The 12398-nt window shown below is 29.5% G+C and carries 11 protein-coding genes; all 11 read right to left on the bottom strand.

Annotation, left to right across the window (positions count from 1 at the left end):
* Window positions 1-76 precede the first annotated feature (76 nt).
* A complete protein-coding gene (gene pgsA, locus IC219_RS12330) occupies window positions 77-619 on the bottom strand; it encodes a CDP-diacylglycerol--glycerol-3-phosphate 3-phosphatidyltransferase (protein ID WP_227434236.1) in 543 nt (180 codons plus the stop codon).
* Window positions 606-1940 (bottom strand): 30S ribosomal protein S12 methylthiotransferase RimO, encoded by a 1335-nt coding sequence (gene rimO, locus IC219_RS12325; RefSeq protein WP_227823664.1) that lies wholly within the window; start codon window positions 1938-1940, stop codon window positions 606-608. Before rimO ends, pgsA begins: the two co-directional genes overlap by 14 nt.
* A complete protein-coding gene (gene mnmH, locus IC219_RS12320) occupies window positions 1934-2992 on the bottom strand; it encodes a tRNA 2-selenouridine(34) synthase MnmH (protein WP_227434234.1) in 1059 nt (352 codons plus the stop codon). The genes rimO and mnmH overlap by 7 nt, the downstream gene beginning before the upstream one ends.
* Window positions 2993-2994: 2 nt before the next feature.
* Window positions 2995-5406 (bottom strand): FtsK/SpoIIIE family DNA translocase, encoded by a 2412-nt coding sequence (locus tag IC219_RS12315; protein WP_227831207.1) that lies wholly within the window; start codon window positions 5404-5406, stop codon window positions 2995-2997.
* Window positions 5407-5528: 122 nt separating this feature from the next.
* Window positions 5529-6263, bottom strand: coding sequence for a ClpP family protease (locus tag IC219_RS12310; RefSeq protein ID WP_227434232.1), 735 nt, complete (start codon window positions 6261-6263; stop codon window positions 5529-5531).
* A 111-nt stretch (window positions 6264-6374) separates the two neighbouring features.
* Complete coding sequence (gene dapG, locus IC219_RS12305; RefSeq protein WP_227434231.1) at window positions 6375-7598, bottom strand: aspartate kinase; 1224 nt, start codon at window positions 7596-7598, stop codon at window positions 6375-6377.
* Window positions 7599-7607: 9 nt separating this feature from the next.
* Entirely contained in the window at window positions 7608-7853 is a 246-nt protein-coding gene (locus tag IC219_RS12300; RefSeq protein ID WP_003419503.1) for a YlmC/YmxH family sporulation protein, read from the bottom strand.
* 34 nt (window positions 7854-7887) lie between these two features.
* A complete protein-coding gene (locus tag IC219_RS12295; RefSeq protein WP_227831208.1) occupies window positions 7888-9135 on the bottom strand; it encodes a M16 family metallopeptidase in 1248 nt (415 codons plus the stop codon).
* A gap of 156 nt (window positions 9136-9291) precedes the next feature.
* A complete protein-coding gene (locus IC219_RS12290; protein ID WP_227434229.1) occupies window positions 9292-10035 on the bottom strand; it encodes a polysaccharide deacetylase family protein in 744 nt (247 codons plus the stop codon).
* A gap of 384 nt (window positions 10036-10419) precedes the next feature.
* Window positions 10420-11820: an MDR family MFS transporter gene (locus tag IC219_RS12285; protein ID WP_227482251.1), complete on the bottom strand. Its 1401-nt coding sequence runs from the start codon at window positions 11818-11820 to the stop codon at window positions 10420-10422.
* A gap of 47 nt (window positions 11821-11867) precedes the next feature.
* On the bottom strand, window positions 11868-12284 hold the full coding sequence (locus IC219_RS12280; RefSeq protein ID WP_227434330.1) for a MarR family transcriptional regulator: 417 nt from the start codon (window positions 12282-12284) through the stop codon (window positions 11868-11870).
* Window positions 12285-12398: the final 114 nt, after the last annotated feature.

Raw genomic sequence — 12398 nt, 5'->3', positions numbered from 1 at the left:
TTTACATTTTTAAAATTTTAAGTTGCTATTTTTTATTTATTAATCAATCAATTTATGATTATTAAATGATAATATTCTATTTAGAAGACATGAAAAGTTCTTTATTTTTATATAGGTATTCCCATCCAGAATATAAAGTAAGCAGTGTTGCTATAAGTATAAGAATTCCACCTATATTTAGTATTAATTCATTTTCAAACTGAGCCCCTAACAATAAAATTACTACTGATATCATTTGAGTTATCGTTTTAAGCTTTCCACTGCCACCAGCTGCTATTACTTTTCCATCAGCAGCTGCTATAGCCCTCAATATGCTAACTGTAAGTTCTCTAGCTACTATTATAATTACCATCCAACTACTTACAAGACCATCTTCTATCATACATGTAAGTGCTGAGATTACTAATAACTTATCTGCTAATGGGTCCATAAACTTCCCAAAATCAGTAACTAAGTTATACTTTCTAGCTATCTTTCCATCTAGTGCATCAGTAATTGAAGCTACTATAAAAATAATACAAGCTAATAAAAACTTGTTCGGTACATTAAATAACATTATTAAAACAAATACTGGAATTAAAAATATTCTAAACAAAGTTAATTTGTTAGGCAAGTTCATATACAACATCTCCCATTAAATCGTATTCCATTGCATCATTTATTTGAACACTTACGAATTCTCCTACTTCAAGATTATCTACACTTTTTACATATACTATACTATCAATTTCTTCTGCATCACCCTGTGTTCTTCCTGTATATACATTATTTTCTATTTGCTCTTCTATAAGGACTTCATATGTTTTTCCTATTTTTTTATCATTAAGTTCTTCAGATATTTTTTGTTGAATCATCATTAAAGTATCTCTTCTTTGTATTTTTACTTCTTCATCTATGTGATTTGGTAATTTATCTGCTGGTGTATCTTCTTCTCTTGAATATGCAAATGCACCTAGCCTATCAAATTTAACTTCTTTGACAAAATCTACAAGCTGTTTAAAATCTTCTTCTGTTTCACCAGGAAAACCTACTATTATCGTAGTTCTAAGTATAGCATCTGGTATATTCTTTCTTATAAGTTTAATTTTATTTAATATATCCTCTTTACTAGTTTTTCTATTCATTAACTTTAAAATACTGTTACTTGCATGTTGTATTGGCATATCAAAATAGCTACATATATTATCATGTTCTTTTATAACTTTAATCAGTTCTTCTGTTATCGATTCTGGATATGAGTACATGACTCTTATCCATTTAAACCCATTTATCTTTGCAAGCTCTTCTAAAAGTTCTGGTAATCTTTCTTTACCATATAAATCAAAACCATACTTTGTAGTATCTTGAGCTATAACTACGAGTTCTTTTACTCCAGATTCAGCCAATTTATTCGCTTCTTTAATTATATCTTCAAATTTTCTACTTCTATATTTACCTCTAAGCTTAGGTATTATACAATAAGTACAATTATTGGAACATCCCTCTCCAATTTTTAAGTATGCCATATAGCTAGGTGTAGATAGATATCTTGGTAAGTCCTCATTAAATACAAACTCTATATCATCAAGGCTTACAATTTGATGTTTCTCACTCAAATCTTTAAGTATGTCATCTATATTTTGGTAGCTTCCTGTACCAACTATTGCATCTATTTCTGGAATTTCAGTTTTTAATTCCTCAGAGTATCTTTGAGCTAGACATCCTGTTACTATCAATAGCTTTAGATTACCAGTCTGTTTTAATTCTGCAAATTCTATTATCGTATCAATTGATTCCTGCTTAGCTGACTCTATAAACCCACAAGTATTTACTATAATTACATCAGCTTCTTCAAAATCTCCTATTAATTTATAACCCTTTTTATTTAAAATTCCCATCATTATTTCTGCATCCACCAAATTTTTTGAGCATCCTAATGATTCTAATGCTATCTTTAACATTTTTTCTCTCCTTCCAATATGCTCTCATATAAGCCTATAACATCTTCTAGGGCTTTTTGTGTGTCATCAAAATTTACAATTTTATTGTACTTATATTTTTCCACTGAATGCATATAAAGTGGGTCGTAATATTCTATAAGATATTTTTTTACAAGCTCTTCATATTTACCTGATTCTAATAAATCAATATATCCATCTACTTCTTTATGACCCAATCTTTTTCTGAATTTATTTATACACTCTTTTAAAACCAATATATTATCTTCACCTTTACCATAAATATAATCTCTACAAAGTCTATTGACTCTATTATCAATATCACATTCCAGTAGTATATGATACCCATCTCGTATCATTGCATCGAAGATTTCATTAGGAACTATGACACTTCCAACTCGCTTACTTTCACTTTCAACAAATATATAATCCTTCTTTGAGAAAAATATACTTTCAAATAAATTAGTTTCAAAGTTCTTTTGAGATGGTGGCTTCTCATCAAATGTTATAAAACCAAAGGTTGAACCACTATTTTTAGCTATACCTTCTAAATCTAATACATCTATTTCTTTTTTCTTCAATAAATGCAATAAATCAGTCTTTCCTGAACCAGTTAATCCATGCACAGATATAAAGTTCTTTGTATTCATTATATTTCTTAAGTAATCCAATACAAAGTTTCTGTAAGCCTTATATCCACCTTCAAGTTGATAAACATTTACACCTAATGATGACAATACATTTACTATACTTCCACTTCTCATTCCGCCTCTTGCACAATATATGACGATATTATCATAATTTGCTGCAAGCTCTGCTGCCTGTAAATATATATCCTTTAGCTTATATGATACATAATCAAATCCTTTTTGTATTGCTTCATGTTTTCCCTGCATCTTATAAATAGTTCCGACTTCATTATGCTCATTGTTTTTAAAAAGAGGCATATTAAAAGCATTTAATATATGGTCTTCTTCATATTCCCCTTCTGTTCTTACATCTACAAAAACTACTTTTTCTAGCTTAAGTGCTTTTTCTATTTCTATAACTGACAATTCTATTCACCTTCTAAATTCTGCAAATCTTGTTTGCTTATTAGTACCTTTCTCGGTTTGCTTCCCTCGCTAGCTCCAATTATACCTCTTTCTTCCATAGAGTCAATAAGTCTAGCCGCTCTATTAAATCCTATTTTAAATCTTCTTTGCAACATAGAAGCAGATGCTTGACCACTATCTACAACAAATTCTATTGCCTCACTTAAAAATTCATCCTCATCACTAGATTTTGATGTGTTAACTTTAGATATAGTTTCAATTATATCTTCCTCATACTTTATTCCATCCTTAACTTGGTCTTTTACAAAATCAATTACTCTTTCTGACTCACTTTCTGATATAAATGCACCTTGAAGTCTAACTGGTTTTGCCGCTCCAAGTGGGTAAAATAGCATATCACCTTTACCTAAAAGTTTCTCTGCTCCACCCATATCAAGTATTGTTCTTGAATCAGTTTGAGATGACACTGCAAATGCTATTCTAGATGGTATATTAGCTTTTATAACACCCGTTATGACATCAACAGATGGTCTTTGTGTAGCTACAATCAAGTGCATTCCAGCAGCTCTGGCCATCTGAGCTAGTCTACAAATATAATCTTCTACATCATTTGCGCTTGCCATCATTAAATCTGCTAACTCATCTATTATTATTACTATTTTAGGTAATTTTTCCTCTGATTTTTCATTATAACTTGTTACATCTTTTACTTGAGCATCTGCAAATAATTTATATCTTCTATTCATTTCTGTCACTGCCCAGTTTAAAGCATTAGCAGCTTTTTTAGGGTCTGTAACTACAGGTATCAGAAGATGTGGTATTCCATTATAATTTGCAAGTTCAACTACCTTTGGGTCTATTAAAAGTAATTTTACTTCATCAGGGTTTGCCTTATATAATATACTACTTATCAAAGTGTTTACACAGACACTCTTTCCTGAACCTGTAGAACCAGCTATAAGTAAATGTGGCATCTTACCTATATCTCCAATTATAATTTTACCTGCTACATCTTTTCCAAGTCCCATTGCAAGAGGTGAATCAAAATTATTAAACTCTTCACTTTCTAGAACTTCTCTTACTCCAACCATTTGAGCTTCCTCATTTGGAACCTCTATTCCAATTGCACTTTTCCCAGGGATTGGTGCTTCAATTCTTATACTTTTAGCTGCTAAACTCAAAGCTATATCATCAGTTAAGTTTACAATTTTACTTACTTTAACCCCTGGACTTGGTTGTATCTCATATCTTGTTATAGTCGGACCAACTGTAACTTGATTAATCTTTGCTTCCACTCCAAAATCTGAAAGTGTCTTTTCTAAAAGAGAGGCATTTTTTAAAACCTTCTTTTTGCCATTTTCATCAGATTTTTTATTTACTTTATTTAAAAGTTCAACACCAGGTTTTTTATAATTTGAATAGTCTTCATTATTTGACTCTGATACAATGCTTATTGGTTGAGTTTTTTCTACAGCTAAATTAGATTTGCTTATATCAACTTTCTTTTCTGGTTTAGTCTCTACAACTGAATTTTCATTTGTAGCTTTCTGTAACTCTTTTAAAACATCTAGTTCTGGCATACTTTGAGTTCCTTCTAATATTTCTAAATATTCATCTTCTGCCTTGTTAAAACCAACTATTTTAATAGTTTTATCGTCTACACCATCACCATTTTCTTCTTCTAAATATTCATCTTCTTCATCTTCATTGTCACGACCTTTTGACATTAGCCCTTTAAAAAATCCAGGCTTCTTGTTTACAGTAGTATCATCTACTTCATCAGTTATCATATCTATTGCAGATTTTTTCATATTTGCAATTTTATCTTTAAAAGTTAAATTACTGTCTTTTGATGCTTTAGATTTTGACTTTGCATTTGATACCAAGTCTTTTATAGAAATATTAAATATAAACATTATAGAAAGTATAAGAGCAAATATACTTATTAGCCATCCACCTGCTATACCAAATATTTTACTCATATAATACGCAATGGTTGTTGCTATTAAACCACTACCTTGTCCACTTACACCCAATTTCATAACATCATCAAACATATTACCTTTTAGTGGGCTATCTACAGGAAGAGTTCCTGCATTTAACAATCCATAAAATACAAAAATAAATAAAATAATTATGTAGTATAATTTAGTCTTTCTCAGTCTATATATATATTCATTTCCATCAAAAAATCCTAGAAGTCCTGTTATAATTACTATAAATGGTATTGCTATGGAAAGTCCTCCAAATAATCCTTTAAAGAGATTTTGCATTATCACAGGTATCCATCCCATAGAATTAGAATTTAAACTATATAATAAAAATACACCTATAAATATGGTTATCAAATTATGATATTCTGCATTAAAGCTTAAGGTATTTACCTTCTTTTTTTTCTTCTTTTTCGTGGCCATTAATATCACTCCTTATTTTTAGCAAGTTTTACCCCTTCATAGCAAAAAGTGCTAATGCCTTAACACTAACACTCCTACTTTATTACATCATTATATCATAAATTTTATTATTTAAACAAATTTTAATCATTATTTTTTTCTTCCTCTGACTCTTTTATAAGCTCTTTTAATTTTTTAATAGCATCTTTTAATCCACCAACTTCATCTATAAGCCCATAATCTACAGCTTCTTTTCCTATTAGAACACTACCCACATCACTTATAAGCTCATCTTTCTCATGCATAAGTTTATCAAGTATATCTCTTTCGATATTAGATGTTCTTATGATAAATTGAATTATTCTCTCTTGCATCTTTTTAAAATACTCGAAAGTTTCATTTATACCTATTACAAGTCCAGTTGTTCTTACAGGATGTATAATCATTGTTGCAGTTGGAGCTATAAATGAGTAATCACCAGCAGTAGCAAGAGGAACACCTATACTATGACTTCCCCCTAATACAAGAGTAACTACTTTTTTGGATGTACTATTTAAAAGTTCTGCAATAGCTAGACCTGCCTCAATATCTCCTCCAACAGTATTTAAAACAACTAGTACTCCTTTAACATCATTACTTTCTTCAATTGAATAAAGCATTGGAATTATATGTTCATACTTCGTAGCTTTTTTCTGAGGATTTCCTATAAAATGACCTTCAATTTCTCCAATTATAGTTATACATTGGGTATCTTTAGGAGGCTGAGGAGGCATCTCACTAGTGCCAAATTGTTTTATACATTCTCTTTCCTCACAGCTAGAATCTCTTCTACAATTATCTTTATCAAATGTTTCATTATCATCTTTATAATCTTTCATAAAAAAACTCCTATCAAAATATATTTAACTTAGTTTTACCAAATAAATCAAATATATTAAGATATAAGCAAAATTATTAAATTTTGAATAAAAGTAATTGTATTACGATTCTTATTTTACATAAAATTGTTGGTGTATTGCATGTACTGCTGTATGCATATCTTCTTCACTAACTAAACAAGATATAGTCATATTTGAATCTGATGTTTGTAAAAGAGATACTCCTGCTTTTGATAACCCTCTAACTACTTTTGACATGATACCAGACATTTCATCAGCTATTCTTGAACATATCAATGTTACTTTAGCACAATCTCTATTTACTTCATAATCTAATTCAAATTTATCCAGTATTTCTTTTAATTCTTTTATATCAGCATCTTCAATAACAAAGGCTTTTTCTGATATAAAGAAATTTATCATATCTATATTTATAAGTTTCTTTTCTATTTCATTTAATACTTCTGTAAACACTTCTTCTGCTGATTTAATCTTAACTTGAGCAACACTATCTTTATTTGCAACAGCAACTTTAAGGTCTTTTTCTTGTTCATATTCTATATTTTGTTCTAAATGCTTACATAAAGAACCTATTTTTGTACCTTCAAAAGTTGGATTCATTGTATTTTTTATTGCTAGAGTTATATTTCCACTTTTAGCCAACTGTACTGCTCTTGGATGTATTACCTTAGCTCCTTTATCTGCCATTTGAAATACTTCTTCATAATCTATAAAACTCAATACTTTAGCATTTGGTTCTACTCTAGGGTCTGCAGTCATTATACCATCTACATCAGTGTAAATTTCAACTGTCTCACATTCTAAAGATTTACCAATAGCAACTGCTGATGTATCACTTCCACCTCTTCCAAGAGTCGTTACTTCACCATCATCTGTTACACCTTGAAATCCAGCTATAACAACAACTTTACCATCATCTAATGCTCTTTTTACCTTTTTAGGGTTTATATATTTTATTTTTGCATTAGAATACTCATCACTTGTAATTATACCTGCTTGTTGACCAGTAAAGAAAACAGATTCTATACCTTTTGCATTTAATAAATTAGCAAGAACTGTCCCTGATATTATTTCACCACAAGACATTATTAAATCAAGTTCTCTTTTATTTGGTTCATCATTTACTGAATTACACAGATTTATAAGTGTATCTGTGGCATATGGAGCGCCCTTTCTACCCATTGCTGAAACTACTAATACTAATTGTAACTCTTCATCATTATCTCTGTATGCTTTTACTATTTTACATACTTCATTCATTTTTTCATATGATTCTACTGATGTCCCACCAAACTTTTGCACTAAAATACTCATTTTTTCCTCCTAAATATATCCCTCATATTCTATAATTATCATATCATTGCCTATTTTTTTTACATTTCTCCATGGAACTTCTAAAAATGACTTATCTTTTCTTCTGGCAAAAAAGCCTTTTTCTTTTGGAATTAAAAGCGCCAATATCCCGCCTGTAGTTTCATCTAGTATAAGGTCACACTCTCCAATAACTCCTAATCTTTCTCCTGTGACTAAGTTAACTATTTCCTTACCTGCTATTTCAGATAAATTCATATTTTATACCTCCAGAGATTTACTTTTTAAGATATTAATCCAAGTGCAGAATATCTTCTACATCTCTTCCCACTATACATGTACCAATATTTTCTATATTGAATACCTTATCAACAACTTTTTTTACTGAATTAATATCAACATTATTTATACATTCAAGTATTTCATCTGTAGTTTTTACTTTTTTACTCAATAACATAGATTTACCAGTAGACATCATTCTACTGCTAGTACTTTCTAAATCCAATATATAATTACCTTTTAGTTGCTCCTTACTTTCAAATATTTCTTTTTCTGTAAGATAATTTTTTCTTATATTTTCAATTTCTTCTTTTATTAAATTATAAACATCTTGTAAATTTTCTGTACTCATACTTGCAAATATACCCAATTCACCACATTTTCTGTATAGTGTTTGTGATGAATATATTGAATATACTAACCCTTTTTCCTCCCTTATCTTCTGAAAAAGTCTTGAGCTTATACTTCCACCAAAAATATTATTTACCACTGCCATTGAATAAACTTCATCATCATTTTCAAATGGAATACCTTTTAAACACATAGCCAAATTTACCTGTTCAGTATCTTTATTTTTTGATATAAAACAAGGATTAAACGTAGCCTCAGTTACGTCTATATTTAAATTTCTCTTTTTCCAGTTTCCAAATTTAGATTTAAGTTTATCTACCATATCATCAAAGTCAAAGTTTCCAACTATAGAAATGACTGCATTATTTGGAATATAATATTTGTTTAAGTACTCTAACATAGATTCCTTAGTTATATTGTATAGAGAATCTTTTGTCCCAATTATATTCATCCCTAAACCATCATTAGCATATATATTTTCGACTAATAAATCATAAGATAAATCGTCTGGAGAATCTTCATACATCTTAAGTTCCTCCAGTATTATAAGTCTTTCCTTATCTATATCATTTTTATCAAATCTAGAATTTAGTATCATATCACTTAATACATCTATTCCTGTATCTATATGCTCATCTATTAATTTTACATAATAACATGTACATTCTTTACTTGTAAATGCATTGATTTGCCCACCTAAATTGTCAATTGTGCTAGCAATCTCTTTTGAGGTTCTATTTTTGGTTCCTTTAAACATCATATGTTCTATAAAATGAGAAGTTCCACTTACCTCTTCTTCTTCTATTCTAGACCCTGCATTTATCCAAATACCTAATGTTATTGACTTTAGATATGGTATTTCTTCACCAATTATTGTAAGCCCATTTTCCAGTATTTTTGTCTTATACATTACATTCTCCTAAAAATTTATTCTTTATTTTACATTGGATTATTGAAAACACTATGTTCTAATTCTATTTATTTTTATATGTATTACATTATAAGTCAGTCTTTTAATTAATTCAACTACAACTTATACAATCTTAATCAAATTTTTATACTTTGTCTACTTAAATACATCACTAAGTTTACCTGGTTTTAATCCTTTTTCTCTTACAATTGCTATAATATCATCAATACATTTTGTCGTTGCATCAGTTGGATGCATTAAGATTATACTACTATCTTTAATATCTTTTTTCTTCATTCTATCTATAATTACTTCTGGTTGATCTTTATATTTCCAGTCTATAGTATCAGCATCCCATTTAATTGAAGTATATCCTAATTCTTTAGCTGCCTTCACTGTTTCTGCTCCAAAAGAACCTGCTGGAGCTTGAAAAAACTTAGTCTTTTCATTTATAATTTCTTCAATTATCTTTTTAGAGGTTTCTATTTGTTTGTAGTTATCTTCATATGATAGTGTCGAATAATCTAAGTGTTTGTATCCATGATTTCCTATTTCATGTCCTTGTTTCTTTATCTTCAATAATTCATCTTTGTTTTTTTCTGCCCACTTCCCAGTTACATTAAAAGTAATTTTTACATTCTCTTTTTTGAGAGTTTCCAAAATAGATTCTATGTACTCTGTTTCCCATCCAAGGTCTACGTTGCATGTTAATGCAACGTAGCCACTTTTATCTTTTGTGCCTCTCTCATATGGTAAATCTACTCCATTAAATAAGTTGAAAACGGGCTTATTGTTAAACAATTTTAATACCATTACCCCTCCTGACAATCCTAATAATATCACTAAAATTAGTATTATAATTTTTTTGAGCTTACTCTTATTAAGTACCATCATTATCATTAAAACTCCCCCTAATTATGTACAAATTGTTTCTTATTTAATACTATTAAAGGAAAGCTCTATTTATGCACTAAATATAACATAAACCTTTCTCTGTATATCAATAAAAAATTATCTTAAAAATCTCTTAATTAAACCTCTATTATTAAAAAAATTTTAAATTAGCTATTTATTTTTCCTATTATTTTAGAATTTCCTATAGTACTTCCTTCCATTACCTTTAATATAAGAGGACATAATACATTTTATATAAAAAGCCTCTGTTAGCAAAAGTAACATAGGCTTTTAATTTCATATTCAAAAGTTTAATTTCATACTTGAAAATTTATTATAATAACTAGAACATGTTTATGTAATTGTGCTTTTAAAATCTACAAATCAGCTTTAGTTTGTTGATTTCTTTAAACTTTTTCTTTCTATAAAAAAGAAAGCCACTAAAAGCTGAACTACTGCAACAATTGAAATACAAATAAATGCAACATCCATTCCAAATACATTTGCTGTAGCATTTGTCATACCTCGTGATGTTACTGTAGCAGTTGTCATTACTGCAACAAAAACTGCTGAGCCAATAGCTCCAGCTATTGTACGCAATGAAGTAAGTAATGCTGTTCCGTGAGCAATATTTTTTTCACCAAGCACACTCATTCCCCAGGTAACAATAGGCATCATAATTAATCCAATAGCTATCAGACGTATAATATAAAAAGCAGAGATATACAATACTGAAGTATCTTCTCCTACAAAAGATACACCAAGACAACTTATTGCCAAGAATATACTTCCACATACAACTAGCTTTCGTATTCCAAACCTATCATAAAATCTACCTGCAAAAGGACTTATAAGTGCCATTACAAGAGAACCTGGCATCATAATGAGACCACACTTAGTTGCTGAAAATCCTCTTACTGTCTGGATATATATTGGAATTAAAGTGGAACCTGCCATCATTACAACATATAAAAGCATACTTATAATTACAGCAAGTCTATAACTTTTATTTTTAAGAATACGAAGTTCTAGAAATGGCTCTTTTGAGTGAATCTGACGTAAAGAAAATACTATAATTGATACTATACCTACAAATAATGGTAAAGCAATATTTATACTAAAAAACTCAGTTGTCCCAATATTCCCAAGCCCAAGTAAAAGACCACTAAATCCTACTGCACATAAAATCATAGAAAACGTATCAAATGATTGTTTTTTTGTCTCTATTACATTTTGTAACACTCTAGATGCTATAATAATATCAATAATACTTATAACTAAAGAAAACCAAAAAATAGCTTGCCAATTAAAAATATCAATGACAATTCCTGCTAGAGTTGGAGCAAATATTGGAGCAGCACCAGCAGCCAAACCATATATACCCATTATAGAACCCATTTGCTCTGCAGGATAAATTGTTAAAATTATTACTTGTGTCATGGATAGCAACACTCCATTCCCCATTGCTTGCAATATACGCCCAAACAAAAGGGGTGTAAATGAAGATGCACTAGCAGAAAGCAACAATCCTACAGCAAAAAGACTCATAGCACTAATGAAAAGTGGTTTTGTTGGAAATCTCCTAATCAAAAATGCAGTGGCAGGAACCATAATTCCCATAGCAAGCGTATATGCACTAGTAAGCCATTGAGCTGTTGTGGCTGATATATTTAAATCCCCCATCATAACTGGCAATGCAGTAGTAAGAGATGTCTGAAGTAATGAGCCAACTATAGAACCAATCAATAGTACAGCAAAAATCATATTTCTAGATTGCTTATTTAAACTCATGTCTTTACCTTCTTTCTGTTTTTATTAGCAACACTTAAGAAATATCTCTATTTTTTATCTTCAAAAAACTTTATAATCTTTTTTTGAATACGTATGTAAGCAATAGCATCTTCTGGACCTAGTGCTTTTAAAAATTCAACTGTATACTCTAAAAATTCTTTTTCATTTATTTTCTGCTGTTGTATTCCCTTAGGCATTAATTGAACTAGTGTCTGTCTACCATTTTGTGGGTCAACACAGCGTTCAATCATTTCCTTTGATTCTAATTGATTAAGAATAGCAGACATTCTAGCAGTACTAACATTCATAGTACTACTTATTTCTTTTGGATTTACTTTTTTATTATTTTTAGATAAATAACCCAATACAAATTTTTCACCACTTTGTATATCTGCAATTTTATCTTTATGTGGTATTTTTACCATCAATGTCTTAACCTTTCCAAGTTCAAGTGCTAATTTCATATAGTCCACATTATCACCTCCTTAATTGCTAATACTATTAGTAATTTACCATATGTTGTAAATAAAATCAATATTAACACGATATTTAATAGTCATTATCATATTAGCAATAAA

Source organism: Clostridioides sp. ES-W-0018-02, assembly GCF_020658175.1.
In the GTDB taxonomy this organism is placed as follows: domain Bacteria; phylum Bacillota; class Clostridia; order Peptostreptococcales; family Peptostreptococcaceae; genus Clostridioides.
Note: the sequence above shows the minus strand (reverse complement) of the source record. Positions and strands in the feature narration are given on the sequence as shown.

Coding starts and splice junctions, on each gene's coding strand:
- pgsA (WP_227434236.1), bottom strand. CDS start 619: ATGAACTTGCCTAACAAATTAACTTTGTTTAGAATATTTTTAATTCCA.
- rimO (WP_227823664.1), bottom strand. CDS start 1,940: ATGTTAAAGATAGCATTAGAATCATTAGGATGCTCAAAAAATTTGGTG.
- IC219_RS12315 (WP_227831207.1), bottom strand. CDS start 5,406: ATGGCCACGAAAAAGAAGAAAAAAAAGAAGGTAAATACCTTAAGCTTT.
- IC219_RS12310 (WP_227434232.1), bottom strand. CDS start 6,263: ATGAAAGATTATAAAGATGATAATGAAACATTTGATAAAGATAATTGT.
- dapG (WP_227434231.1), bottom strand. CDS start 7,598: ATGAGTATTTTAGTGCAAAAGTTTGGTGGGACATCAGTAGAATCATAT.
- IC219_RS12300 (WP_003419503.1), bottom strand. CDS start 7,853: ATGAATTTATCTGAAATAGCAGGTAAGGAAATAGTTAACTTAGTCACA.
- IC219_RS12295 (WP_227831208.1), bottom strand. CDS start 9,135: ATGTATAAGACAAAAATACTGGAAAATGGGCTTACAATAATTGGTGAA.
- IC219_RS12290 (WP_227434229.1), bottom strand. CDS start 10,035: ATGATAATGATGGTACTTAATAAGAGTAAGCTCAAAAAAATTATAATA.
- IC219_RS12285 (WP_227482251.1), bottom strand. CDS start 11,820: ATGAGTTTAAATAAGCAATCTAGAAATATGATTTTTGCTGTACTATTG.
- IC219_RS12280 (WP_227434330.1), bottom strand. CDS start 12,284: ATGAAATTAGCACTTGAACTTGGAAAGGTTAAGACATTGATGGTAAAA.